24 protein-coding genes are annotated in these 24,537 nt (G+C 53.8%); 12 read left to right on the top strand and 12 right to left on the bottom strand.

The window, feature by feature from the left end; translation table 11 throughout:
• Nucleotides 1–53: 53 nt before the first annotated feature.
• The 4 genes from ACOQPM_RS15655 to ACOQPM_RS15640 all read right to left on the bottom strand — a co-directional run bounded on the left by ACOQPM_RS15655 (nucleotide 54) and on the right by ACOQPM_RS15640 (nucleotide 2,093).
• Nucleotides 54–953 (bottom strand): glycerophosphodiester phosphodiesterase, encoded by a 900-nt coding sequence (locus tag ACOQPM_RS15655; protein ID WP_420630205.1) that lies wholly within the window; start codon nucleotides 951–953, stop codon nucleotides 54–56.
• Nucleotides 954–1,075: 122 nt separating this feature from the next.
• Nucleotides 1,076–1,516, bottom strand: a complete 441-nt coding sequence (locus ACOQPM_RS15650; protein WP_420630204.1) for a hypothetical protein — start codon at nucleotides 1,514–1,516, stop codon at nucleotides 1,076–1,078.
• 17 nt (nucleotides 1,517–1,533) lie between these two features.
• Nucleotides 1,534–1,860 (bottom strand): type II toxin-antitoxin system PemK/MazF family toxin, encoded by a 327-nt coding sequence (locus tag ACOQPM_RS15645; RefSeq protein ID WP_420630203.1) that lies wholly within the window; start codon nucleotides 1,858–1,860, stop codon nucleotides 1,534–1,536.
• Entirely contained in the window at nucleotides 1,857–2,093 is a 237-nt protein-coding gene (locus ACOQPM_RS15640; RefSeq protein ID WP_420630202.1) for a ribbon-helix-helix domain-containing protein, read from the bottom strand. The genes ACOQPM_RS15645 and ACOQPM_RS15640 overlap by 4 nt, the downstream gene beginning before the upstream one ends.
• Nucleotides 2,094–2,296: 203 nt before the next feature.
• Between ACOQPM_RS15640 and ACOQPM_RS15635 the strand changes: the two genes are divergently transcribed.
• Both ACOQPM_RS15635 and ACOQPM_RS15630 read left to right on the top strand, forming a co-directional pair.
• Nucleotides 2,297–3,403, top strand: a complete 1,107-nt coding sequence (locus ACOQPM_RS15635; RefSeq protein ID WP_420630201.1) for an ATP-binding protein — start codon at nucleotides 2,297–2,299, stop codon at nucleotides 3,401–3,403.
• 131 nt (nucleotides 3,404–3,534) lie between these two features.
• Complete coding sequence (locus ACOQPM_RS15630; protein WP_420630200.1) at nucleotides 3,535–4,350, top strand: vWA domain-containing protein; 816 nt, start codon at nucleotides 3,535–3,537, stop codon at nucleotides 4,348–4,350.
• On the opposite strand, the gene ACOQPM_RS15625 is transcribed toward ACOQPM_RS15630, so the two are convergent.
• From ACOQPM_RS15625 to metA, 8 genes are all read right to left on the bottom strand, one after another.
• On the bottom strand, nucleotides 4,344–5,150 hold the full coding sequence (locus ACOQPM_RS15625) for a GNAT family N-acetyltransferase (RefSeq protein WP_420630199.1): 807 nt from the start codon (nucleotides 5,148–5,150) through the stop codon (nucleotides 4,344–4,346). The genes ACOQPM_RS15630 and ACOQPM_RS15625 overlap by 7 nt on opposite strands.
• Nucleotides 5,151–5,423: 273 nt before the next feature.
• A complete protein-coding gene (gene pyrB, locus ACOQPM_RS15620; RefSeq protein WP_420630198.1) occupies nucleotides 5,424–6,419 on the bottom strand; it encodes an aspartate carbamoyltransferase in 996 nt (331 codons plus the stop codon).
• Nucleotides 6,420–6,502: 83 nt separating this feature from the next.
• Nucleotides 6,503–7,561: an amidohydrolase family protein gene (locus tag ACOQPM_RS15615; protein WP_420630197.1), complete on the bottom strand. Its 1,059-nt coding sequence runs from the start codon at nucleotides 7,559–7,561 to the stop codon at nucleotides 6,503–6,505.
• Between the two features lie 353 nt (nucleotides 7,562–7,914).
• Nucleotides 7,915–8,583, bottom strand: a complete 669-nt coding sequence (locus ACOQPM_RS15610) for an NAD(P)-dependent oxidoreductase (RefSeq protein ID WP_420630196.1) — start codon at nucleotides 8,581–8,583, stop codon at nucleotides 7,915–7,917.
• A gap of 71 nt (nucleotides 8,584–8,654) precedes the next feature.
• A complete protein-coding gene (locus ACOQPM_RS15605) occupies nucleotides 8,655–9,287 on the bottom strand; it encodes a nucleoside kinase (protein WP_420630195.1) in 633 nt (210 codons plus the stop codon).
• Between the two features lie 24 nt (nucleotides 9,288–9,311).
• Complete coding sequence (locus ACOQPM_RS15600) at nucleotides 9,312–9,947, bottom strand: LysE family translocator (protein ID WP_420630194.1); 636 nt, start codon at nucleotides 9,945–9,947, stop codon at nucleotides 9,312–9,314.
• 73 nt (nucleotides 9,948–10,020) lie between these two features.
• A complete protein-coding gene (locus ACOQPM_RS15595; protein ID WP_420630193.1) occupies nucleotides 10,021–11,295 on the bottom strand; it encodes an O-acetylhomoserine aminocarboxypropyltransferase/cysteine synthase family protein in 1,275 nt (424 codons plus the stop codon).
• Between the two features lie 98 nt (nucleotides 11,296–11,393).
• Nucleotides 11,394–12,461 (bottom strand): homoserine O-succinyltransferase MetA, encoded by a 1,068-nt coding sequence (gene metA / locus ACOQPM_RS15590; RefSeq protein ID WP_420630192.1) that lies wholly within the window; start codon nucleotides 12,459–12,461, stop codon nucleotides 11,394–11,396.
• Between the two features lie 563 nt (nucleotides 12,462–13,024).
• Here metA and ACOQPM_RS15585 point away from each other — a divergent pair.
• The 10 genes from ACOQPM_RS15585 (at nucleotide 13,025) to ACOQPM_RS15540 (ending at nucleotide 24,523) form a co-directional block, all read left to right on the top strand.
• Nucleotides 13,025–15,871: a DUF2207 domain-containing protein gene (locus ACOQPM_RS15585; RefSeq protein ID WP_420630191.1), complete on the top strand. Its 2,847-nt coding sequence runs from the start codon at nucleotides 13,025–13,027 to the stop codon at nucleotides 15,869–15,871.
• Nucleotides 15,789–16,322, top strand: a complete 534-nt coding sequence (locus ACOQPM_RS15580; RefSeq protein ID WP_420630190.1) for an SRPBCC family protein — start codon at nucleotides 15,789–15,791, stop codon at nucleotides 16,320–16,322. The genes ACOQPM_RS15585 and ACOQPM_RS15580 overlap by 83 nt, the downstream gene beginning before the upstream one ends.
• A 183-nt stretch (nucleotides 16,323–16,505) precedes the next feature.
• Nucleotides 16,506–16,988: a hypothetical protein gene (locus ACOQPM_RS15575; RefSeq protein ID WP_420630189.1), complete on the top strand. Its 483-nt coding sequence runs from the start codon at nucleotides 16,506–16,508 to the stop codon at nucleotides 16,986–16,988.
• A gap of 66 nt (nucleotides 16,989–17,054) precedes the next feature.
• On the top strand, nucleotides 17,055–17,753 hold the full coding sequence (locus ACOQPM_RS15570) for a response regulator (protein WP_420630188.1): 699 nt from the start codon (nucleotides 17,055–17,057) through the stop codon (nucleotides 17,751–17,753).
• Entirely contained in the window at nucleotides 17,746–19,326 is a 1,581-nt protein-coding gene (locus ACOQPM_RS15565; protein ID WP_420630187.1) for a sensor histidine kinase, read from the top strand. The genes ACOQPM_RS15570 and ACOQPM_RS15565 overlap by 8 nt, the downstream gene beginning before the upstream one ends.
• 149 nt (nucleotides 19,327–19,475) lie before the next feature.
• On the top strand, nucleotides 19,476–20,558 hold the full coding sequence (locus tag ACOQPM_RS15560; protein WP_420630186.1) for a dipeptidase: 1,083 nt from the start codon (nucleotides 19,476–19,478) through the stop codon (nucleotides 20,556–20,558).
• A 76-nt stretch (nucleotides 20,559–20,634) separates the two neighbouring features.
• Nucleotides 20,635–21,144: a cyclic nucleotide-binding domain-containing protein gene (locus ACOQPM_RS15555; RefSeq protein ID WP_420630185.1), complete on the top strand. Its 510-nt coding sequence runs from the start codon at nucleotides 20,635–20,637 to the stop codon at nucleotides 21,142–21,144.
• An 84-nt stretch (nucleotides 21,145–21,228) separates the two neighbouring features.
• Nucleotides 21,229–22,359, top strand: a complete 1,131-nt coding sequence (locus ACOQPM_RS15550; protein WP_420630184.1) for a molybdopterin-binding protein — start codon at nucleotides 21,229–21,231, stop codon at nucleotides 22,357–22,359.
• A gap of 492 nt (nucleotides 22,360–22,851) precedes the next feature.
• A complete protein-coding gene (locus ACOQPM_RS15545; protein WP_420630183.1) occupies nucleotides 22,852–24,150 on the top strand; it encodes a glycosyltransferase in 1,299 nt (432 codons plus the stop codon).
• The gene (locus tag ACOQPM_RS15540; protein WP_420630182.1) at nucleotides 24,140–24,523 is read left to right on the top strand and encodes a YraN family protein; all 384 of its coding nucleotides are present in this window, start codon (nucleotides 24,140–24,142) and stop codon (nucleotides 24,521–24,523) included. The genes ACOQPM_RS15545 and ACOQPM_RS15540 overlap by 11 nt, the downstream gene beginning before the upstream one ends.
• Nucleotides 24,524–24,537: the final 14 nt, after the last annotated feature.

Genomic DNA, 24,537 nt, shown 5'->3' with positions numbered 1-24,537 from the left:
GGGAATAATGAATTGTGAATAATGAATTGTGAATTGTTAAGTTGATCACCCTGTCACCTTGTCACTTCGAGAAGCAAATCTGGTCTATCTGTGATGATGCCGTTAACACCCAGCCCAATGAGCCGCTCCATTTCGGCGGGGTCATTGATTGTCCAGGCGTGAACTTGAATGTTGTGGGAATTGGCTACACGAATGAATCGCTCGGTAAGCACATCTACCGTGCCGATGATGGGCAGTGAAGAGGTTCGCGGCACCTGAAATGCAGTACCTGGAGCTTGAAACAACGCACCCAAGAAGACGGTGTTCAAGCCAAAAAAGAGCTGAATTTCTGGCTCCACCATCGAGGTAATCACATGGGGACACACCTGGCGGAACTCCTCCACCGTGGCCTGATGGAAGGTAGCGACGAGGATTTTTTCTTCCATGTTGTAGTCACGGATGAGTTGGCAGAACGGCCGTACCATGCTCGGCGTCTCCTGCTTAATCTCAATATTCATCCGCATCTCTGGGTAGTTTTGGAAGATTTCTTCAAGCGTTGGCACCTGAATGCCCTGACCGCGATACGGATAGGTCGCCCCGTCATCGTCAGTCCAATAATGACCCGCGTCTAGCTCACGGATTTCGGCAAAGCTCATCTCTTTGATGGTGCCACGGCCGTCGGTAGTGCGATCCACCGTGTCGTCGTGCATGAGGATAATGACACCGTCTTTCGTTTGGTGAACGTCCATCTCCAGCACGTCCACGCCCAGCTCAACCGCGTGGTCAAAGGCAACCAGCGTATTGCTGGGACGCAACCATTCGCCACCCTGGTGGGCAATGACCATCACGCCGCCGTCTTGCTGGGTATAAAATGGATGCTCCGGCACTGGCTGCGCCCGCCACGCCAGCGCGACATACAAAACGAACAGCCCCGCCACCACGCTCAAAACAATCCGCATTTTTCGGCTCTTCATCTGAGTTTCTCCATCCCGAATGTGTCAAAAAGCGGCTGGATTGTACCAAGAAGACAAATAGATAGCATGAGACCATTCACGCATTTTTGCTCAAATCCATTTTTCAAAAGCTATTGGCAATTTTATGGAAGGTATTCGGGGATTGCGTTGATAAGCTCCTGTTTTTTAACATCAATGATGTAATAAACTGCGTGATGAGGTTGAGTGGCTTGTCTAAACTCCAATATGGTGGCAGAGGTCCATTCTAAATTTGAAAATGGACGACCGGGAATGAAGGATGGTGCGTCTAATTGATAAAGTATTTCGTTTTTGATGTCTTCCACAAAAATATTGCAGTGAAAATCACAGGTAAAAAATGCTCTGAAATTATTGCTTTCGTTAAACAATTCATTCTCGATCTGACCAGAATAAGTTGAAACCTCAAAAATACGAAATCCTTCAATATTTTCCTCAAGGAACAGATCGCCTTCATTCGTATCGGAGGAGTCATTGTTCTGCACAATAACAGCACAAGCACCAAGTGAAATGAGCAAGAAAATCAAAAGAAACATTTGTTTGAGCATTTTGCAAATCTCACAGGTTAAAGCAAATAATCAATCCCCAAAGCAAAACAAAGGGCACGCTCAACAGCATCTAGCCTATCCGGTGAGAGAACCGCTATTAAACCACCCAATTTTGCCTTGTGCACCGTTTGCAAATTGTCCAAATTAACGGCCGATTCCGTCAACACGCCATCTTCGGCAGGGGTCAGCACAACTTCGGTGGGAATATTGCGGATGGTGGAAGTAAGCGGGGCAATGGTGACACCAGTCAACACCCCTAGTGCAGAATTGCGGGTCAAAATCAAAACCGGACGGCGTTTATCTGGCGAACGAAAAGTGTACCAGCGGATTTCGCCACGCTTCACGCCACACCCTCCCAAACCTGTTCATCTTGCCAGACATCAAACTCATCTGGGGCAACTGGATGCCGCTCGTAGCCCGCAATTTGCTGCCGTTCCAAAGCCGCAATCTGGCGTGCTCGCAGAGCGCGTTGCAACGCCTCGCGCAAAAATGCAGAGCGGCTGGTACCTAAATCGCGCACGGCCGTATCTACTGCCGCTAATAACTCTTCATCAATCGTCATTTGAATCGTTTTCATGTTACACCTCACCTATCACAATGTGGAGTTCAATCCACATTCTAGCCCACATTGAATAACGATTCAAGCCAAATTTTTTTATTCTCGAAAGATAAGTGGGGGCGAAACGGCCGTTGCCAGCAAAATCCCATGCAGTATAATCTTCCAGTCGGCAATCTGTAAACCAATTACCGACCACTGAATACCAAAACCTGGAGAAACAAATGGCACGTCGAGCAGTCTTTCCCTTCACAGCAATCGTCGGACAGGAACGCATGAAACGGGCATTGATCCTCAACGCCGTTAGCCCCCGAATTGGTGGCGTCCTCATCCGGGGCGAGCGCGGAACCGCAAAGTCTACCGCCTCCCGCGCCCTGGCTGCCCTCTTGCCGGACATCGAAACCGTGGCTGACTGCCGCTTTGGCTGCGACCCCAACCGCACTAGCCAATGGTGCGACGAATGCCGCGTGCGCCACGCCGACGGCATGTTGGAAATCACCGCCCGCCGCACCCCGTTTGTGGATTTGCCCGTGAGCGCCACAGAAGACCGCGTGGTGGGCACATTGGACATCGAAAAAGCAATTCAAAAAGGTGAAAAGCACTTTGAATCTGGCGTGTTGGCTGCTGCAAACCGAGGCTTACTCTACGTAGATGAGGTGAATTTGCTAGATGATCACGTCGTGGATTTGCTGCTGGATTCGGCGGCGATGGGCGTGAACGTGGTGGAACGTGAGGGTATTAGCTTCACTCACCCCGCCAAATTCATCCTCGTCGGCACGATGAACCCGGAAGAGGGCGATCTGCGTCCCCAATTGCTAGACCGCTTTGCCTTCTCCGTACAAATCTCCGGCCTGACCAATGCCCACCAGCGCGTCTCGATTATGGAACGCCGCCTGAGCTTTGAAGTGAATCCCGACGCCTTCCGCGAGGAGTGGGAAGACCACGAAAAGCAATTGGCTGACCAAATTTGTGAAGCCCGTGAAATCGTCAACAAAGTGAAATATTCCCGCCGCGATCTGCACTCTATCGCAGGGCTAACCAGTGCCATGAACGTAGACGGCCACCGCGCCGACCTGGTGATTTTGCGCGGCGCGCAGGCACATGCCGCCTTCCAGGGACGCAGCCAAATTACAGACGAGGACATCGTGTTGGCGGCTGAACTGGCATTGCCGCACCGGATTAAGGGACGGCCGTTCCAAGACACCGCCATCTCTGCCGCCGATTTGGAAGAGCGGCTGGAAGATGTGCAGTCCGAAATGGGCATGGGCGACCCTACCGACGACCCGATGGACGATAGCGTCGAACAGGATAACGTTAAAAAAAAACATTAGATTCGGATGAAGCCAGTGACGGGGCCGAAACCAGCCAGCAGGCAGAGGCTGGTCCCCAAACGGTTCCCCAAACCGCGCAAGATGGTCAATGGTGGGAAGGCGGCCAAAAAATCCAGTCCAAGCAGGAGTTCATGGCGCGTCGCCTGGACACCCAGCTAGACCGCCTCACCCGCAAATCAGCCGGACGCCGCTCCCAAACCAAGACAGAACGCAAACGCGGCCGTTACGTGCAGGCCCGCGTTCCTAAGGGCAAAGTAACCGATTTGGCCTTTGATGCCACCTTCCGCGCAGCAGCCCCCTACCAAAAAGAACGTGACACATCTGAGCTGGCATTGGCGCTTGAAAAAAGCGATCTGCGCGAAAAAGTGCGCGTGCGCCGCGCCGCCAATCTCATCCTCTTTGCCGTGGATGCCAGTTGGAGCATGGCCGTCGCCGAGCGGATGGAAGCAACCAAAGGTGCGATCATGTCGCTGCTCACAGACGCTTACCAGCGGCGGGATCGCGTAGGGCTGATTGTGTTCAACAAGAATGATTCCAATCTGGTGCTGCCACCAACAAATTCGGTACAGCTGGCCAAACAGGCGCTGGCAGACATCGCCGTGGGCGGCAAAACGCCGCTCTCCGCCGGGCTGATGATGGCCTACGACGTGTTCCGGCAGGAAGCGTACACGCACCCAGACGTGATGCCGATGCTGATTTTGCTCACCGACGGCGCGGGCAACGTGAGCCTGAGCGACATGCCACCACAACAGGAAGCACACCGCATTTCTGAGCTCATCAAGGAGTTGGGGGTACGCTCCGTCGTCATCAACATGGAACACGCTGCCTTTGACCAGGGTCTGGCCAAGCTGCTTGCCGAAAAGCTGGATGCCCCCTGCCACACACTGGAAGATTTACGCGCTGACACGCTTTACCAGACGGTTTTGGGAGAGCTGGATAATCAGTAATTTGTTAGTTGGTAGAAAGCGCGCTCATTTTGCAAAACAAAATCGGTGACCGTGTAGTTTTGGGCAAAGAGATTAATAAAAAGCTGACGGGTGTGCAGCCGCCAGGCCTGCGCCAGCGGCATATCCTGGGCTTTGAGGGCTTGAAAGTTGTGGGGGATTTGCACAAAGTGAATTGGCTCGGTGGGTGGTTTTGGTTTTTCGGTTGGACGGCCGTTCTCTCCCACGGGGTTCAAAATGAGATGCTTGTGCACAGCCGTTTCCCTCACATCCCTCCCCGCTAACCGATTTTCCACATGAGCACTGTTGATGTGCCAATCCACCTGAAAGCGATCAGTGGGCAGCCCGGCGTTGATGCCGTCTGCATTGCCGTATAGGTTGGGAATGTAGGTGCGGCAGGTGGCTCCCAGCTTGTGAATATTGAGCCGGGCGTTGCCAATTTCTAGCGGATCATACGTCCAAGTGATGAGGTCTAGCCCTTGCTGCTGCACCGCTTGCCGCTGCGCCAGTTTTAGCATAGTGCCAATGCCTCGTCCCTGAAACTGTGGGTGAATCCCCAGTTGGTGAGAAGCGTGTTTGAAACGGCCGTTCGCCATCAACCCCACAAACCCCGCCACAAAGCCAACCAGTTGCTCCCCTGCGTAAGCCCCTAGCAAGACACCCCCGTTTTTGTGGAAGGTGAGCAGCATATGTACAGGCACAACCTCCCGGTAATCTGCCAATTTCCAGGCGTCAATTTGCAGTTGTTCAACGGCCGTGCAGCCTGCCGTATCCGCGATTGGTTTAATCTCAATTTTTGCCATACTTTTTACCGCTAAAATTCAAACCTCTGTGTTCTTTGCACACTCAGCGGTAAGATTATCAGGCAAAATCAATAGAAACAACAAGACCCCCTTACAGGGGCCTTGAAGCGGAAGAGAAGAAAGAGAAGAGTTTTTTTGCTTAACTGTCTTTATCTTATCTTTTTTCCAGTTCAAACTCTGTGTTTTGCTTAACAAGTTTGCTATGCAGTTCCGAACGAACCAACTGTAAATTTCCCCAAGGAACTCCGAGTTTCTGGGAAAATGATCAGCAAATTACGCTCGCCCCAGCACCGCCGCCAGCAGCGCCATGCGAATGTACATGCCGTTGCGAACCTGGCGAAAGTAAGCTGCCCGCGGGTCATCATCCACCGAATCGTGAATTTCGCCGACGCGGGGCAGGGGGTGCATCACCACCATTTTTTCTTTTGCCATGCCCATGATTTCTGGGGTGATGTGGTAATAATTTTTCACCTCTTCATACTGAGCCAAATCGGTGAACCGCTCTTTCTGCACGCGGGTCACGTACAGCACGTCGGCGTTTTCGATGACGTCGGCCACGTCGTGGGTTTCGCGCACGTTGAGACCAGAATCAATGACCTCATTCATCACCTTGAGAGGCAGCCGCAAAATTTCTGGTGCGACAAAGCGGAGGCTGACATTATATTGCAACAGCAGTTTGGTGAGGGAGTGGACAGTACGGCCGTATCTTAAATCACCCACCATCGCTACCTTCAAGCCGTCAATGGTGCCCAACTCTTCCCGAATCGTGAACAAATCCAGCAGCGCCTGGGTGGGATGTTCACCGGGGCCATCGCCCGCGTTGAGGACAGGGACACTAGCCGCTTCGGCCGCTTCTCGTGCAGAGCCAATTTCCGGGTGCCGCAACACAATCACGTCGGCATATTGCTCCAGTACACGGATGGTGTCGGACAATGTTTCTCCTTTGCTGATGGAGCTGAACTTCACGCCTTGCGTAATCGGGATGACGCTGCCGCCTAGCCGCTCCATGGCGGCAATGAAGCTGGAGCTGGTGCGGGTGCTCGGTTCGTAAAAAAGGCAGGCCAGTACCTTGCCCTTGAGCAAATTAGTGCCGCCAACACGGTCTACCATCTCCCGCATTTCCCGTGCGCGGCTAAAAATGTAGGATAGTTTATCGCGGTCAAATTGGGAAACGGACAGAATGTCGTGTCCAGTCAGCCCATTGCTGTTTAGGTATGGGGCAGCAAGCGAGTCAAAATCAAATAAGGGTTCTAGAGTTTTGATGTGCATATTTTCTCCTCAATACTTTTGCCACGGATTTCGCGGATTCTCAATAATCTATCCTTAGAAAATCCGTGAAATCCGTGGCTAATTTACGGTAACAGTGCGCCTGATCCCGGTTGTGCCAAAACACGGCCGTCTTCAAACACAACCTCCCCGCGCAGCACCACTTTTTGCACCTTAGCCAGCACCTCGGTGCTGTGGAACGGCGTCCAGCCGCATTTGCTTTGCACCATCTGGTTGGTGATGGTGTTGGGGATAAGCTCGACGGTTACGGCCGTATCTGGCTGTTCTGGCAAGTTAAAAATGTGGTGTGGGTTATGGTGCATAAGTTCGATGAGGCGGTTTAGGGTGAGGCGGTTTTGTTGAACGGCCGTCATCATCAGCGGCAATGACGTTTCCAAACCAATCACCCCCGGCGGCGGCGTGTCCGAGTGCTTTTCTGCCAGCGTGTGCGGCGCGTGGTCTGTGGCGATGCAATCCACCGTCTCCTGCAGATGTTCCCAAAGCGCGGCCACATCAGACGGCGTGCCGAGCAGCGGCCGCATGTCGCCAAGCGGCCCCAGCCGCGCCGCATCCGCCTCGGTGAGGAAGAGGTGATGCGGTGTCACCTCACAGGTCACCGGCAGCCCTGCGGCTTTGGCCTGGGCAATCAGTTCAATCTCTTCACGGCGACTGATGTGGCAAAAATGGACTGGGCGATTGTAGGCTGCTGCCAGCCCGATGCCCACGGCCACACTCTGCTTTTCGGCGTGCATGGCAATCATTTTGTCGCGGGGCCAGGTGGCAAAGCAGGCTGCCAATGTAGGCACGTCTTCCACGCGTAGCGGGCCAAAGGTATCGTTGAGGTAAATTTTGAGGGCAGCGGCATGCGGAGCGCAGTCAGGCAGTTGGCCAATAACCTCTGGGCTAGCCCCAGCAAACAGGCCGACATCACACAAAATATCCTGTGCCGCTTGCTGGCGGGCAGTGGCAAGTTCTTTGAGTGTACTCAGCGGGGGGCTGGTGTTGGGCATTCCCAAAATTGTGGTGATGCCGCCTGCCAGCGCAGCGGCCGTTCCGGTACGAAAATCTTCTTTATGCTCCCCGCCCGGCACGCGCAGATGGGTGTGAACGTCTACGAGTCCGGGTAATGTGATTGTTTCTGTCATATGCCCCCTTTGAAATGGTTGCTAGTGGTTAGTACTAACCACTATGAACGTTGCGTTTTGGCAAAAAAAAAGCCTAATCCAGAAGGATCAGGCTATGAATTACGATTTGTTTTTCGCACGATTTCTGCGATTTTGATTTTCTTTCCGGTTATTCCAGGCATTTCTTCCTCACTTGTGCCAAAGTTGCACCGGGATGAAATGGTAGCACGGAACGGCCGTTTTGCCCAAAACAGTCATATTTCTTACGGAGCTCATTCCAACACAAACTTCTTTATTGCTTCGTAGCTGTGGATTCTTTCGGCGTGATTTTGGCTTTGGCGTGGAAAGAATCCATGACTACATTTGATAAATTCTCAATTGCTGATCATGGGGGCTTTGTTGATCCACTCCTCAGATTCTAGCTGCGCCAGCATGAAGCGGGCGAAGTCGGGGCGGGCAAGCTGCGTGCCGGGACCTTGCCCAGCGTAGCCGACCCTGATTTTGCCGTTTGTGGGCTTGTCATGCAGGCGTGGGGCGCGAGCAAGCGTCCAATCTAGGCCGCTGTTGCGAACGGCCGTTACCATGCCCTGGCTGTCGGCAAGAACGTGTTTGGCGAACAGGCGCAGCGCCAGCCCAAACAGTCGCCCGATGAGCTGTGGCTTGTCGTTGGGATCGGCCACGCCTGCGCCCGTGGCCGCTATGAGGCGAGAAACCCCCGCCTCTTTCATGGCAGCGACAATGTAAGCCATCCCGGCGGTTAACGGCCGTTCCGGCGTGTTGCTGGTAGGCCCCAAGGCACTGATAACGGCATCGGCACCAGTAATGGCCTGGGTCATTTTGTCTGGCTCGTTCATTTCGCCTTGAACGACGGTGAGCGCCTCGCTAGTTTGCGCCATTTTGGCCGGATTGCGTACATAGGCCGTTACCTTGTGGCCCGCAGCTAATGCTTGTTTTACCAGTTCTTGTCCGGTTCCCCCGGTGGCACCAAAAATCGTTAAGTTCATCGTTTTCACATCCTCCAAACTGTGGGTTTGTTTAGCCAATCTTGCCTCATTTTTGCCAAACGGCCGTATGAGAAACAGTTTTTTACATTGGCAAAGGCGTCAGGATAAGTTTAAGTTTCTGGCTTTGTAAAGTCAAAGCGCACCCAGCGAAGTACCTGATTGCTGGTTTCAATAACTGTCGCTTGCGTGGTATCAAGAGTCGTTATGGGCGGAGTGCGGTGCATCCCTTCGCGGCGAAACCATTGGTTGTAGGCCACCTGATCGTCAATAAATGCAGGCGTGCAGCCGCGCCAGGCTGGTCGTGCTTCTAACCGGGCAGCAATGGTGGCGTCAGTGGCGATCAGGGCAAGGTAGTGAATGGTGCTGAAGTAGCGTCTCTCCACACATGGCTCGATGTTTTGTGGCAGGCCACCTGAGTGGAATAAAGCGACTGGTTTCCCCGCTTGCCCGACGTTTTTGCAGACACGCAGCCAGGTTTCCTGGAAGTCACCTTTTTTGTCGGGATTGTTGAATTCAGGACGAAGCAGGATGTCCGCTTCTAAGGGGATGAATGCGTTGGTTTGCTGTTGTAGATGTCGGCAAACGGCCGTTTTCCCGCCACCGCTTGGCCCACAAATGACAAATAAAGGCTGCTGCACAAAATGATGGGCATGTTGGCAATCCGGGCAGATGGCGCGGGCTGGGCTTTGCTGGATTTCTTTGTCTGGCCGATAGGAACCACAGTTGTCGCAAACGTTGAACATAATTTTTACCTCAAATGTACCGCCTTATTGGGTTTTGCTGCCGGAAACGGCCGTTCCCACCCCCAGCGCAATGTACACCAACCCAGAAAAATACTGCTGCCGCTGCTGGAATGTCTGACTTTGCTTGAGCCAGCCACCGAGCTGCCCTGCCAACAGCGCGTAGATGCCGTCGCTAACCAGGGCAATTATCACAAAAACAAGGCCGAGCAAGAAAGTTTGCAGCGGCACGGAGCCGCGTGTGGGATCGGCAAATTGGGGCAGGAACGCCAGAAAAAAGAGGGCGGTTTTAGGATTGAGCAAGTTCACCACAAACCCCTGGCGGAAGATTTGCCACAGTGGTTGCCGCTTAACTACAATCTTTTCTTGCAGATCAGGCTTTTTGAGCAGAGTGGTGATGCCCAGGTAGACGAGATAGGCAGCGCCCAAATATTTGACGGTACTGAATGCGAGGGCTGAGGCGGTGAGAACGGCCGTAATCCCCACCGCCGCCGCTAAGGAATGCACCAATGCACCTAACGCAATCCCCAGCACCGACACAATGCCAGCCAATCGCCCCTGGTCAATAGAACGTGCCACCACGTACAAAACCGCTGGCCCCGGCACCACAATCAGCAAACTTGCCGCCAGCATAAATGTTGCCAGTTGCGTCCACTCAAACATGACGACTCTCCTTTGAAAGGAATTTGTAATTGGTAATTGTTGGACAATTACCAATTACTCAATTACGAATTACTTATCCTGCCGCGGCCAACGCCTGTGCCAAATCGGCCAAAATATCATCAATATGCTCAATGCCAATGCACAGCCGGATCGCATCTGGCGTAACCCCCGCAGCCGTCAGTTCCTCATCCGTGAGCTGCCGGTGCGTGGTGGAGGCTGGATGCGCCGCCAGAGACTTGGCATCGCCGATGTTGACCAGCCGCTTGAACAGCTTAAGCGTATCGTAAAACTTCACGCCAGCCTCAAAGCCACCTTTTATGCCAAAGGTGAGCAAGGCAGATGGCTTACCATCCGTGTATTTTTGCGCCAATTCATAGTAGGGTGAACTGGGCAACCCGGCAAAGCTCACCCAGGCAACGCTCTCGTGGTTATCCAGATAGTTGGCCACCGCCAGTGCGTTTTCCGTGTGCCGTTCCATTCTCAGAGCCAGCGTTTCAATGCCCTGCAAGATGAGGAACGCATTCAATGGACTAATAGCTGAGCCAGTGTTGCGTAGCGGCACGGTGCGGGCGCGGCCAATAAACGCCGCTGGCCCCAACGCGTCTGTGTACACCACTCCGTGATACGACGGCTCTGGCGTGGTAAGCATGGAGAAGCGGTCGGCATGTTCTGCCCAAGGGAATTTGCCAGAATCCACGATGACGCCGCCCAACGAGTTACCGTGCCCGCCCATGTATTTGGTGAGCGAATGCACCACAATGTCTGCGCCGTAATCAATCGGACGGATGAGAATGGGTGTAGCAACGGTGTTGTCCACGATAACGGGCACGCCGTGCTTGTGCGCCATCGCCGTAATCGCTTCCAGATCAACAATGTTGCCCGCCGGGTTGCCGATGGTTTCGCAGAAAACGGCCGCTGTCTTTTCATTAATCAACTTTTCCAGGCTAGCCGGGCTGTCGTCCTCGCCAAAGCGCACTTCGATGCCCTGCTTTGGCAGCATGTGGGCAAACAGCGTGTACGTGCCACCGTACAGCAGCGGCACAGAGACAATATTGCTGCCCGCCTCGGCAATGGTCAGGATGGAATAATTCACGGCCGCACTGCCTGCACTGACGGCCAGCCCCGCAATGCCCCCTTCCAGTTCAGCCACGCGCTTTTCCAGCACATCGGCCGTGGGGTTCATGATGCGGGTGTAAATGTTGCCCGGCACAGCCAAGTTGAACAAGTCTGCACCATGTTGGGCGTTGTCAAACTCGTAGGCCACGGTTTGGTAGATGGGCACGGCGACGGCTTTGGTGGTGGGGTCAGTTTCGTACCCGCCGTGGATGCCAATGGTTGCTGCTTTCATGAAATGTTTTCTCCTTAATTATGTTGAGGACTGGCAGTCCTGAAATTAGATGTTTGCAATGACTTCTGCCTAGGACTGCCAGTCCTTGGTGGAATAATTTAGCGCAAGCCAAGTGGGTTTTGGGGGTCAATGCCGGGGGAAAACGGTATCTTCCTGTCTAGTGCCGTCAGTTGGTACACCAACCCCAGCCAATTGTTGAACAGTGCCTTGCCCGTATCCCCCCAGGTGTTATCCAGATGCCGCTCAATCGGTGCCTCTGGAAAGGGGGGGATGGGCGTATTTGCCTCCTGGCTGGCCAAGATAATTGCTTCGTACTCGTCGGCAATGTTGGCTGCTTCTGGCGGAAAGTAGTTTTCTGGATGGGGCGGATACTCAACAATCTCTCCTGCAATAAATCGCAGCACTTCTCGCTTGTACTCCTTCAAGAGGCTGTTGTAATCATATTCGGGGTGTCCCTGAAAGTAGACAATGCGAAACTGATCCGGGCTGACAGCCATGTGGATACCGCCTTCCTCACCTTCTGCCAAAATGGTTAAACCGGCCGCTTCTAGCTGTGCCCGCCGGATGCCGTTGTAGCGGGAATGCACCACGTCGAAGCGGGTGTTGATGTGGCGTAGCAAGGGATGCCACTTGTTGGTGATGCGATGGGGATAGACGCCCCACTTTTTGGTTGGCAGAGGCTGCCGCTTGATGCCATAAAGTTGCTTCACCAGCGCATGCGTGGCTAAACAAGAGCAAAGCACCGAGGTTACATTTTCAGTGGCCCAGGCGATCACATCTTGCAATGGCTGCCAGAATGGTTCTTGCTCCAGCGTGGGGTTGGCCACATTGGCACCTGTTATCACCAGTGCGTCTAAACCTTTGTCTTTGAGCTGGGCAAAGGTTGTGTAATATTCATCAATGTAGGCTTGCGTTTTCTGGTTGCGTGGTAGCCCTGGAATGGAGAAGGGATGCACATAAAATTGGGCAATCTGGTTACAACTACCCATCAGCCGCATAAATTGCTGCTCCGTAACGGTAAGTGCTGCATCGGGCATCATGTTTAGGAAGCCGATGTGTAGCTCGCGGATGTCTTGGTGCAGGGCATGATTCAGTGAGAGGATTTCTTGCCCTTGCTGGCGCAAGCTGTCAAACGTCGGGAGGGGGGTATGTGCAACGAGTGGCATAAGATTTATTTGTTGGGACAGCGATTGTGTTCGCCGCTGAGTAGGTATTAGGTTGATTGGCATACGGCCGTTGCCCAGGAATTTTGGGCAGTTAGGCTACGAACTTTGTGGGAGTGCGGGGGAAGTCGAATTGTGCAAAGTGGATTAACGCACAATCGGTACCAAACGAGTACAGAACCGCCCCCGCTTGGTACAGATGCAGCAAGGCATACCGCACATCATCATATTGTGCGGAATATTCGTGAAGAAAATCGGCATCATAGCGCGGCCTTGCTGACAAAACATAGCGGCAGATGGTAACAAACAGTTCCCAATGCGTCAATGACTGGGGTAATCGCTAGGGCTTTTCAGTAGGCCAGTGCCATCAAAAAACGGACGCGGACGAGCGCAGAAAACGCGGAAAACCAATGATTATCCGCGTTTTCCGCGTGAATCCGCGTCCCATTGACTAATAATGCGGACTTTTGAGAAACTCTGGCCTTAGTGGGCTGAGGATCGCTTTAAGATCGCCCAAATGATATGCTACGTTCATCAGAAACGAAATTTAACGAACAGTTGAGAAAATGATGAAACGACTCCCTGCATTTCTGATCCTCCTGAGTGTGCTGGGCTGGCTGGTGGCTCCCAGACCAAACGTGTTGGCACAAACGGCCGTTCAGTACGAACGATACGACGTGAACATTACGATCTTGCCAGACGGCCGTTTTACCGTACAAGAAATCCAGCACATTCGCTTTGGCGGCGAGTTCACACAGGGCTTTGCCGAAATTCCATTGGCCTACACCAGCGGCATTGAGAATGTGACCGTGACAGGTGGCCCCTCGCTTGAAGAGCAAACAGTATATTTGCCGGGAAGCGGCTCGGCCCAAACCTTTACCCAATCTCGTGCAGGGGAAAGCTTGTTTGTAGATTGGCAATTTGCCCCCACCAGCCCCGGCGACACGCTGGTTTTTGTGCTTGAGTACACTGTGCAGGGTGGCCTGTGGGTGTACCCTGAGGCCACGCGGCTGGAGTGGCGGGCGGTTCCCGCAGACCGCAGCGGCATTCCCGTGCCACAAAGCCAGGTGACGGTGCAGCTCCCCGCTGCCGTGCCTGCTGCCGCCCTCACCACTGATGCCTTTGGCCCTGCGTTTGATCTGAATATTGTAGAAGATGCTGCCAGCACCACCGTCATTTACCAATCGGTGGGTGAGATTGTGGATGGCACCCAGTTTCAGGTGCTGCTTGATTTTCCGCCGGAGTTAGTAACGGCCGTTCCCCAAGCGTGGCAAATTGCGGAAGACAGTGCCGCCCTGGAATACAGCATTGACCAGATTGAAATGCAAATTGAGATGCTGCCAGACGGCACGCTAAACGTACTGGAAACGCAGCAGGTTAGCGTGCAAGCGGGCGTTTTGTATGCAGGCTATCGCCAATTCAGCCTGCTCTTCACCGACGGCATTGAGATTTTGGGTGTGCGTGAAGGGGAGCTAGCACTTACCGAAGTGGCATTGGGCGGTGATTGTGAAGATTGCTACACCGTTGAGACAGAAGGGCCGTATAGCTGGTGGGCCAGCTACAGTCCTTTTGAAGACGAAGTACAAATTAACGAGGAGGTAGCAGGGGAGGTGCTGCTTAACTGGTTTGTGCCGGCGCTGGTAGCGGGCGAAAGCAGCCAGTTTACGATTGAGTACGTCGTCGAGGGTGCGGTTTTGCCCAGCGAAGATGAGCAGTTTTTGAACTGGACGGCCGTTTCCAACTACGATGTCCCCATAGAAAATGTAGCGGTCACCTGGGTGCTGCCCAACGGCTTGGGGCTGGAAGATGCCAATTTTGCGGGCGGTGACGTGTCGCGCACGGCCGATGGTGCCATTTTGCTAACAAACTCGGCAACGATTGCCCCCAACGCCTCCTGGCAAATTGAACTAACGCTGCCGCCAGACGCTTTGGCCGCGCCAATGCCTGCCTGGCAAAGCACAATTGAGGCGGAGGTGGCCGAAGGCATTGCTTACCAGGAACGGCAGGCGCGGATTGATTTGGCCTGGCTGGTGGGCAAAATTTTGGCGGGTGTAACGGCCGTTCTCGGCACCATCACTTACTGGTATTTACAAGGCAGCCGCCGCTTGCGCGAAGCGCGGGGCAACTACCGCACCGAGCCGCCCTCTAACCTGCCCCCCGGCGTGGTGAACTTTTTGGTCGAGGGCAAAATGACGGCGCGGGGCGTGTTGGCCTCTGTGCTGCACCTGGCCGATTTGGGTTTGTTGCGTCTGAAAATGGGTGAGCCGCTAGAATTGACGGCCGTTCGCCAGGAACTCCTCGCTGAAAACAGCAAAATCATTACGCCAGCCGGGGAAGAAGTGAAAGTTTCTCGCTTTTTAGCGCAGCTATTCAACCATTTGCTGGCGCTGCTGCCGGATGGCAAATCTGTGCCGCTGCCAACGCTTCTGCTCACCCTGCCCAGCAAGCTGCCAGAACTCACCAAAACGATGGGCGAGGAGATGGTGGGCCATTTTTACGGCCGTAACGGCTGGCGCGCTAAATATGGGCAAGCCCTCATGGTTATTGCCATGTTTACCATTTTTGCGGTACTTGGTTTAACGCTCGTGAGCGGCGTGTACGCCCGCTGGAATGTGCCTGTTCCGGTCATCATGTTTGGTGGGATATTGATTTGGATGTTTGTGAGCATACGCCTGACGCGCAAGGCGCGCCCGCTGACGGAGCAAGCCAAAAAAGAGGCACAAAAGTGGCAAGGCTTCAAGCTGTACCTGAGCGAAATCCAGCAGTTTGGCAATTTAGCTGAGGCGCAGGAGATTTTGGACAACTATTTTGCCTATGCCGTTGCTTTGGGCGTAGATGAGCGGCTGCTGGCGCAAATTGAAACGCTTGGTGGCAAAATGCCACCCTGGTTGGGGGATGGCGCAACGCCACGACCCACCCGGCGGCGCACCTGGCAAGACCGCTGGCAGCGACGCTGGCAACGCGGCTCCTGGCGACCAGAGCCGCCCCGACCTGCAACGGCCGTTCCCACATCAAACACACTTTCCCCAACGAGCAGCAGCAACGGCCGTCCTCCGCTGGAGGCACTCTCGGACTCATTGGCGGGCGGGCTGGAGCGCAGCAGTAACCGCTTGGCCACTGTGTTGAATACGGCCGTTGGCGACAAAGATGGCGACGGCCCTAACATCGTGCTAAACGCCGCTGGGCAAAGCGTGAAGCTCAATTGGGATGGCGCACAAACAGTTGACGGCATGATGAACGACATTATGCGTAAGGCACAGGCAATAAAACCGGTACGACCGTCTGCCGGCGGTGGGCGTGGCGGCTACCGAGGCGGCTCTCGCAGCAGCTTTGGCCGCAGCAGTTCTCGATCCCGCTCCCGCAGCTCCAGCTCACGGCGCAGCGGTGGTGGCGGAAGCCGCGGCTTCCGCTAAAATGGGGATGATGAGCGACACAGAATTCAGCTTAACCATTAGCCAAACTTACACCGCTTCCACTGAGCGCATCTTTCGCGCTTGGATAGAACCAAAGGCATTGCAAAAATGGTTCCGGCCCAGCGACCAAGTCCGAATACTTAATGCTGAAACGGATCTTCGCACCGGTGGCGACTACCGCATTGAAATGCAAACGGCCGTTGGCACCGTTCATCGTGCTAGCGGCCTCTACCACGAAATCAATGAGCCAGTCAAGCTCGCCTTTACCTGGCGCTGGGGGGATGAAACCAACGCCGAAGACACCTACGTGGAGCTAACCCTGCGCCAATTGACCCCTAATCAAACAGAGCTAACCCTCTTCCACGATGAATTTTTAACCGCAGACGAGCGCAACAGCCATGAAGAAAATTGGCAAGGCGTTTTGGCACAGTTAGCCATCTATTTAAGTTAACTGCTCACCCTTCAAATCTAAAACCTACATCATCTCTAAAAAGAGCGTACACATTCCCTACATATTTGCTTGCTAAGCTTCCCTTAATAACAGCCACAGAGTAAAAGAGCAATCTGAGAAATAAACCAACATCTCTAAATTCTCCGTGTTCTCTGTGGCAAACAAATAGTTGGAGGTAGCGATATGCGAGCAAGAATGAAGCGGTGGTTTAAGCGACTGTTAAAAATGGGTGGTGTGTTTGTGCTAATTGGCATTGGCGTCATTATTGGGCTGACTATTGGCGGAAGTTCGGCCGCTGCCAACCACACCATCGTCGTTCGCGGCGATCACCATTTTGATGAACGGATGGATGTCATTGTGGAGGAGCGGATTCACGAGCGTATTGAACAGCGCATCGAAGAAGAGATCGTCGTGGACATTCCACCTATTCCCACGATGCCACCAATTCCCACCGTTCCACCCATCCCCGAAATGCCAGAAATACCGCCTATGCCGGATATTCCCACCACAATTCATATCGAGCGTGGCGGGCCCTCCTTTTTTGATGTCGTCAACGGCATCGGCACCATTTTGGCCTCCTTTGGTCTGATTGGTCTGGGCATTGTGATGATTCTGCGTGGACGACGGCAGCCCAAAGAGAAATCCCCTGAATCGCTGAACCAATAACTGATAGGGGCAGGTCTGAGACCTGCCCCTACGATGTATCTCACCTGTGCTAAAATTTAACCACCAATGAGCGACAAGATATTAATTGTGGAAGACGAAGTGCGGATTGTACGAACCCTGCGGCTCTATTTGGAGCAGGCAGGGTTTGTGGTGTCGGCCGTTCACGCTGGAACCGACGCTATACCCGCTTTTCGGCAAGAACGGCCGTCTCTCGTTCTCCTCGATCTCAATTTGCCAGGGCAGGACGGGCTGGATGTCTGCCGTAGCCTGCGCCGCCTGGGGAACGTGCCCATCATTATGCTCACCGCCCGCACCGAGGAGATGGATCGGCTCATTGGCCTGGAGCTGGGCGCAGATGATTACATCAGTAAGCCGTTTTCGCCGCGTGAGGTGGTGGCTCGCGTGCGGGCGGTGCTGCGCCGCACCCAGGGCAGCCTGGCCAGCGAAACGCTGCTGCAAGCAGGGGCGCTTCAATTGGATTTGGCGGCTTATCGCGTCTGGATTGATGGCACTTTGCTGGATTTGACCCAAACGGAGTTTGAGCTGATGGCCACGCTGCTGCGCCACAAGGGGCAGGTTCTCAGCCGGGCGCAATTATTGGAAGCGGTGCAGGGCGTGGCGCATGAAGAGTTTGAGCGAGCCATTGACCAGCACATTAAAAACCTGCGGCGCAAACTGAAAACGGCCGTCGGCGATCATCCCATCATCCACACCATTTACGGGGTGGGCTATCGGCTAGACGAGGTGGTGCTGCCCAATGCGTAGGCTGTTGCAAAAAGTACGGCCGTCCACCTGGTATCGTCAGCGCAAGCAGCGGCGCGGCAAGCGTGTCACGCCCAAGCAAATCCGCGTGGGGGATGAGCTCATCATCCTGAAAGAGGAGACGATGCGCTTTGGACGATTGCGACGGCCGTTTCGCTTCATCTGGCGTGGGTTGGGTTGGTTGTTTGGTCTGCTGCGCCGCGTCTGGAACCGCTTCCGCTGGATGACGCGCAGCCTCTGGTTCCGGCTGATGGGCGCGTTCGCTGTCGTCATTTTCCTCATGCTGTTCATCGTAACCGCTGTGGTGGGCAACATTACCGCCCGCGCCTTTGGCCAGTACATTGCCCAGCGTAACGAAACGATTCGCGCTATTTTGCCTACGGTGGTGGATGATCCCAGTACGCTAGAGGGTGCAGAAATCATCGTAACCGGAGATGAAATTATCATTCGGCACACCGTGCCCCGGCCTGCTACACTAGTGCCGCCCGAGTTCCCTAATTTTCCCAACATTGAATTTGAACCACCAGAAATTGAGGTGGTACCGCCTGAGGTTGTGATTGAGCAGGGAGTGGAAACGGCCGTAACCGAAGAAGTGATCGCATTGGACCGACCAGGTGTTTTGGCCCCTCCTTCCCTAGACGCACTGGGTTTGTCTTTCCTCAACGATGTGCAGCAGGCGGCGCAAACGGCCGTCATCGCGGCTGGCGTGGTTTCATTGGTGCTGGGCACCCTCCTTTTCTGGCAAATTACCCGCCCCATGAGCCAAATGCGCCGCGCTTCGCAAGCGTTAGCAGCAGGAGAACCCAATGTGCAGGTTCCGGTGCGCTCGCAAGATGAACTGGGCAAGGTGGCCGAAGCGTTTAACCAGATGGCCAGCAAACTGTCAGAGCAGGAGCAGCTGCGGCGGCAGATGGTTGCCGACGTCGCCCACGAGCTGCGTACGCCACTTACCGTCATGCAGGCCAATCTGGAAGCGATGCTCGATGGCCTGCTGGAGCCAAATCCCACCGAACTGCAAGAACTCAACGGCGAAGTGCATCGCCTCTCCCGCCTCATTGACGATTTGCGCCTGCTGTCCCTGGCAGATTCTGGTCAGCTTTCCCTCACCCTGCAACCTTTAGACGTGCGTGAGCTAACGGCAACTGTTGTAGCTCGCTTGGCTCCTCTGGCAGAAACCAGCGGCGTTCGGTTGGTAGATGATGCGCCAGGCAAGCCGCTCATCACCCACGCCGATGCAGATCGGATTCAGCAGGCGCTCACCAATTTGGTGGCCAACGGCATTCGGCATACGCCAAAAGGGGGGCGGGTGCGGGTAACGGCCGTTCAAGAACAGACCACCATCCACCTCTCTGTTATAGATAGCGGCCCCGGCATTCCCTCCGAAGATTTGCCCAACGTCTTCGACCGCTTCTGGCGTGGCGACAAATCCCGCAGCCGCCACAGCGGTGGCTCTGGCCTCGGCCTGGCCATTGTCAAGCAAATTGTGGAACTGCATCAGGGGCAGGTGAGCGTGCTTTCCCCCAACAACAGCGGCGCAGCCTTTACAATCTCGTTGCCAATATTTAATATTCAGTAACTGATGTTACGCACTTCCAGTGAAAAGATTTCAAAAGTCTTGCAAGTAGTCCTGCAATTTGCCAGAGAGATACGAGACTTTTGAAATCTACGCTGCGTAACATGAGTTAGTAACCAGTAGGTTCGTGTTCAAAGCGTGTGAGGTAATTCATGTCTGATTTTCCCATTTTTGATGGCCACAACGATACATTGCTTAATTTACATTTAGAACACCGAGGCAACGGCCGTTCCTTTTTTGAGCGATCAGACATAGGCCACATTGATCTGCCCCGCGCCCGTGAGGGCGGCCTGGCCGGTGGCTTCTTTGCCGTCTTTACCCCCAATCGCCGTCGCCCGCTCACCAAAAAAGAGAAAAAAGCGGCATTCAAGGGCATCAAAATGACCAAAGATGGGTACGAGGTGCCGCTGCCCAAACCAATTCGCCACAAAGATGCGTTGCGCTTTACAACGGCCGTTGCCACCCACCTTTTTGAAATCGAACGCGCCTCAGAGGGAGAGGTGAAAATTGTCCGCACGGCCGAAGAGCTAGAGCACTGTCTCAAAAATGGCACCTTTGCCACCATTTTCCACATCGAGGGGGCAGAAGCGATAGATACCAACTACGACGCGCTGCATATCCTGCACGCCGCCGGGCTGCGCTCATTGGGGCTGGTTTGGAGCCGCCCTACTAAATTTGGGTACGGTGTCCCTTTCAGCTTCCCCAAGTCGCCAGATATTGGCCCCGGACTCACCAAAAAAGGAAAAGGGTTAGTTCGCACCTGCAACGAACTGCGCGTGTTGATTGATCTCTCTCACCTGAATGAACAAGGGTTTTGGGACGTAGCCAAAATTAGCGACGCGCCGCTGGTGGCAACCCACTCCAACGCCCACACCCTCTGCCCCTCGCCGCGCAACCTTACTGACAAGCAGTTGGATGCCATTAAAGAGACGGGGGGCATGGTGGGGATTAATTTTCACACTGGATTTTTAAGGCGAGACGGCCGTTTCAAAGAAACAACCTCCCTCATCGAAATTGGGCGCCATCTCACCTACATCGCCGATCGAATTGGCATCGAACACGTAGGCTTTGGCTCCGACTTTGACGGCGCCACCATGCCAGATGATTTAGTTGATGTAACAGGCTTGCCAAAACTCATCGAAGCCCTGCGGCAAGCTGGCCTAGATGACGACGCCCTGCAAAAAGTGACCCACCAAAATTGGGTGCGCGTCCTTCGCCAAACTTGGGGAGAATAGTAGTTGGTGCTTTTGTTAAATCTGCCTTTATGCTAGAATGCAAACTGTCAGCAGATGATGACAATTTGAGGCCAACATGCAGCAATCAATCAGCGCGATTTTATCCGTAACCGACATCTTCGATTCTTTCAACGACACACAGCTGGAGCTGGTTGCTGCCATTTGCCAAGCCGACACTTACCAAACTGACGACATTCTCCTCAAAGAAAACGATCAATCTACTGAACTGTACGTCATAGCTCGTGGTGGCGTTGAAGTGGTGATGAACCCCACCTTTGTAAGCGACGACGTAGACGAAACCGAGATGGTCGTTCTGACAGAATTGCGCCAGGGGCAAGTTTTTGGTGAAGTGGCATTGGTAGATCAGGGGATCCGCTCCGCCACTATTCGGGTGAGCCAAGCCAACACACTTTTGCTACGTATTGACCGCCAACGGATTATGCAGCTGTGCGACACCTATCCTGAGCTGGGTTACAAGTTGATGAAAAACCTGGCGGCAGACCTCGCCTTCAAAATTCGCAACACCGATTTAACCATTCGCCAGTACCAATTGATGTTGTCACAAAGCAAATTAGATGCATCATAGGTACCATTCGCCAAGTTCGTCACTTTTTTGGCAAATGGATACACCGGTAATGGATCAGTTCTCCACACAATAGTAGTAGCAAACATGAAAGTGGAAATTATCAGCATTGGTACTGAACTCCTCGTGAGCGACATTCTGGATACAAACGCTGCCCACATCTCGCGCAGCCTGCGCGAGGTGAACGTTGCCCTTACCGGCAAAGTGACTGTTGGCGACGACCCAGAGATGATTGCCGACGCCTTTAAGGTGGCACTGCGGCGAGCCGATTTGGTGATTGCCACTGGGGGATTAGGCAGTGGCAAGGATGACTTTACGCTAGAGGCGGTTACGGCCGTTACCAACCGCCGCTCCACCCCCGAACCACCCGGCATCCAGGGCGGCATCATTTTGGGAGACAGCATCGTTGGCTCCACTGGCATCATGGTAGAAGAGCAAAATGGTGTGTTGGTTTGCCTGCCTGGCAACCGCCGGGAAATGTCTTACCTGCTTGAAACAGAGGTTTTGCCCTATTTGCAGGAGCAACTCAGCAGCGATGTCCGTACTGGCTGGTCCCTCCTGCGCTGCGTTGGCGTGATGGAAAGCAGCCTCAAGCAAGAGCTGGCTGATCTCAATGCAACCCCAGAGCAGCGGATCACCTTTGACTCTTTTGCTGGGCAAACAAACATCCGACTTTGGGCCAAAGCGAATCATGAAGCCGCTTTGAATGAAAAGCTGACGCAATTGAAAACGGCCGTTTCCCAACGATTAGGTGATCATGTGTTTGGCGAAGAGGCCGATCGGCTGGAAACTGTTGTTTTAGGTAAACTCAGGCAAAACAACCTGCGCCTGAGTCTGGCCGAATGCTACACGCACGGTGTCTTACAACAAGCTATTGCTTTGCTTCCAGCCGCTACTGAGCATATTCAGCTACTTCCTGCCCAAACGTGGCAAGCAGTTGCCACTCAACTCAAGCTAGACAACCTCACCGGCGACAATCTAAGCCAGTGGTGTCGTAGCGCTGCCAACGCCTTGCGTAGCCAAACCAATACCGATCTGAGCCTAATGGTGTATAACAACGTAACTCAGGGCGGTGTGCAAATCCTCATTACCCTTGCCTCACCGCATGGCGTATCTGTCACCCAACGTTCCTTTGGCGGCCACCCGGAAAATATTGACCAATGGGCGCTTACCCTAGGGCTAACCCACCTGCGCCGCTGGCTATTGGTACACAACTAACCAAAATCAAGCATAGTTCAAAACAGCACAATTTTCCTCTAAAAATATGTCGCCTCGATGGTTGCCCGCACGAGGGTGCTTTGCACCCCGTGCGGGGGAATTTTGGGGTTTTTTCACTTTTTAGGGGTGTGATACCCCAAAAAGTGAAAAAACCACCTTGATTAGCGTCGCCAGGCGCAAAGCGCCGAGGCGACGCACCCGACTGTGGCTGCACCTAACGCAGAGGAGCAAGCATCTAGGGATGCGAACTCCGTTTCAATCTACTGAAAATAAGAAGTCGCTACACCAAAACCCACTTTTTTACGTAATGCTACTATCAGATACATGTTGATTGCGCCTACATCTTTTTTGAGGCTGGCGTACAAAAACTATCTGGTTTTTGGTATAAATATAGGAAGTTAAGCGTTTATAGGTTGTTTTATGTAAACTATCCAACTTCTTGGCAGAATAAGCGAAGTTTACATAAACTCGTACCTAAAGGAAGAAGAGCAAATGCGTATTGGCATGGTTACTGCCTGCTATAAGCCCGTCATCAATGGCGTTACCCGCATGGTTTCACTATACAAAGAGCATTTGGAAGCGGCTGGTCATGAGGTCACTATCTTTACCCTAGGCGATCCACACCCCAACGATGAGCCAGGTGTTGTCCGCTCGCCAGGGCTCATGCTAGGGGATTATGGCTACTACATCAGCATGCGCTACAGCAACAAAGCGCAAGCCTTGCTGCAAGAGATGGACATTATTCATTGCCATCACCTATTTATGAGTGTAGAGATGGCTCACCGGTACGGCCGTTCTCCCATCGTCTATACCAACCACACCCGGTACGATCTGTACACCGGCTCAGTTACCTCCCTGCCCCAACCCGCGGCCGACGTCATTATGCGGCAAATTTGGCCAGAGTTTACTGATTTTGCAGATGTGGTTGTTACCCCGTCTGCTGGCGTACGGGATGTAATGCTCGAGTTTGGCGTGCGTCGCCCCATCGAACTCATTGAAAATGGCGTGGATTTGAAACCATTCCACCAGCCCACAAATCCCTTAACCAAAACTGATTTGAGTGTGCCAGAAACGGCCGTACTCGTCACTTACGTTGGCCGGCTCTCCCCCGAAAAAGATGTAGATATTTTGCTAGACCAGTTTGCCATTGCCAAAGATGTAGTGCCCAACCTGCATCTTATGATCATCGGCAAAGGGTCAATTCAAGCCGAACTGGAAAAACAAGCGCGTCAGCTTGGCGTTGCCAACAGCGTCACCTTCACTGGCCCAGTTGTCTACGAAAACGTAGCCAATTACCTGGCTGCCGCCGATTTGTTTGCCACTGCTTCCGTTTCTGAGGTGCATCCGCTCACCGTCATCGAAGCGATGGCTGCCGGCCTGCCCGTTGTCGCGGTCTCTTCTCCCGGCATTGTAGATACGGTTGAGTCGGGACGCTCTGGCTTGTTGACCACCAAACCGGCTGGCGGGTTAGCTGCCGCCCTGGTGGGATTGACCACTAACGAGGCGCGCCGCCAGCAGATGGCCCGGGCAGCTCGCCACGACAGCGAACGGTTCGACATTCACAACACCGTACGGCGCACCATTGAGCTGTACGAACGGCTGCGCGAAGAACGGCCAGACCTGAAGCGTAAAAAAATGCACGGCCGTCGCATTTTTGATTCCGAGCGGCTGCAGCCAGTTGTGGGACAGCTAGGCAAACTGCTTTGGCCAGCAGAAAAGGATCCAACGAGCCGCCGCTGGTTTTTGCCCGGCAGCAGCACCCAATCTGAGCAACGGCCGCATGACAACTAATTCCGGTGCATCCCGCAAAAAGCTGGGGGCATGGGGCGAAAAGGTCGCCGCCACCAAGCTAGAAGCAGACGGCTACCGCATTGTCGCCCAAAACTGGCGTTGCCAGCAGGGGGAAATTGATCTCATTGTTGAGGCAGGAGACGAACTGCTAGCCTTTGTGGAAGTGAAAACGCGCAAAGGACGCAGCATGGGTTTGCCAGAAGAAGGGCTCACGCCGCACAAAAGCCGCAAGCTCATGCAGCTCGCCCAAATTTACCTGGGCGAGCATGATTTGGACGTAGATTGGCGCATTGATCTGGTGGCGGTAGAGCTGGACAGCAGCGGGAAATTGGTTCGGTGCGAGCATATTCCAAATGCGGTGCTGGGCTGGTGAATGGGTAACTCGCC

The sequence above is a fragment of the Candidatus Leptofilum sp. genome (assembly GCF_965223525.1).
GTDB lineage: Bacteria > Chloroflexota > Anaerolineae > Promineifilales > Promineifilaceae > Leptofilum.
The sequence above is the reverse complement of the archived record's forward strand: the minus strand, read 5'-3'. Positions and strand labels throughout refer to the sequence as shown.

Coding starts and splice junctions, on each gene's coding strand:
- ACOQPM_RS15655 (WP_420630205.1), bottom strand. CDS start 953: ATGAAGAGCCGAAAAATGCGGATTGTTTTGAGCGTGGTGGCGGGGCTG.
- ACOQPM_RS15650 (WP_420630204.1), bottom strand. CDS start 1,516: ATGCTCAAACAAATGTTTCTTTTGATTTTCTTGCTCATTTCACTTGGT.
- ACOQPM_RS15640 (WP_420630202.1), bottom strand. CDS start 2,093: ATGAAAACGATTCAAATGACGATTGATGAAGAGTTATTAGCGGCAGTA.
- ACOQPM_RS15635 (WP_420630201.1), top strand. CDS start 2,297: ATGGCACGTCGAGCAGTCTTTCCCTTCACAGCAATCGTCGGACAGGAA.
- ACOQPM_RS15630 (WP_420630200.1), top strand. CDS start 3,535: ATGGCGCGTCGCCTGGACACCCAGCTAGACCGCCTCACCCGCAAATCA.
- ACOQPM_RS15625 (WP_420630199.1), bottom strand. CDS start 5,150: ATGGCAAAAATTGAGATTAAACCAATCGCGGATACGGCAGGCTGCACG.
- pyrB (WP_420630198.1), bottom strand. CDS start 6,419: ATGCACATCAAAACTCTAGAACCCTTATTTGATTTTGACTCGCTTGCT.
- ACOQPM_RS15615 (WP_420630197.1), bottom strand. CDS start 7,561: ATGACAGAAACAATCACATTACCCGGACTCGTAGACGTTCACACCCAT.
- ACOQPM_RS15605 (WP_420630195.1), bottom strand. CDS start 9,287: ATGTTCAACGTTTGCGACAACTGTGGTTCCTATCGGCCAGACAAAGAA.
- ACOQPM_RS15600 (WP_420630194.1), bottom strand. CDS start 9,947: ATGTTTGAGTGGACGCAACTGGCAACATTTATGCTGGCGGCAAGTTTG.
- ACOQPM_RS15595 (WP_420630193.1), bottom strand. CDS start 11,295: ATGAAAGCAGCAACCATTGGCATCCACGGCGGGTACGAAACTGACCCC.
- metA (WP_420630192.1), bottom strand. CDS start 12,461: ATGCCACTCGTTGCACATACCCCCCTCCCGACGTTTGACAGCTTGCGC.
- ACOQPM_RS15585 (WP_420630191.1), top strand. CDS start 13,025: ATGATGAAACGACTCCCTGCATTTCTGATCCTCCTGAGTGTGCTGGGC.
- ACOQPM_RS15575 (WP_420630189.1), top strand. CDS start 16,506: ATGCGAGCAAGAATGAAGCGGTGGTTTAAGCGACTGTTAAAAATGGGT.
- ACOQPM_RS15570 (WP_420630188.1), top strand. CDS start 17,055: ATGAGCGACAAGATATTAATTGTGGAAGACGAAGTGCGGATTGTACGA.
- ACOQPM_RS15565 (WP_420630187.1), top strand. CDS start 17,746: ATGCGTAGGCTGTTGCAAAAAGTACGGCCGTCCACCTGGTATCGTCAG.
- ACOQPM_RS15560 (WP_420630186.1), top strand. CDS start 19,476: ATGTCTGATTTTCCCATTTTTGATGGCCACAACGATACATTGCTTAAT.
- ACOQPM_RS15555 (WP_420630185.1), top strand. CDS start 20,635: ATGCAGCAATCAATCAGCGCGATTTTATCCGTAACCGACATCTTCGAT.
- ACOQPM_RS15550 (WP_420630184.1), top strand. CDS start 21,229: ATGAAAGTGGAAATTATCAGCATTGGTACTGAACTCCTCGTGAGCGAC.
- ACOQPM_RS15545 (WP_420630183.1), top strand. CDS start 22,852: ATGCGTATTGGCATGGTTACTGCCTGCTATAAGCCCGTCATCAATGGC.
- ACOQPM_RS15540 (WP_420630182.1), top strand. CDS start 24,140: ATGACAACTAATTCCGGTGCATCCCGCAAAAAGCTGGGGGCATGGGGC.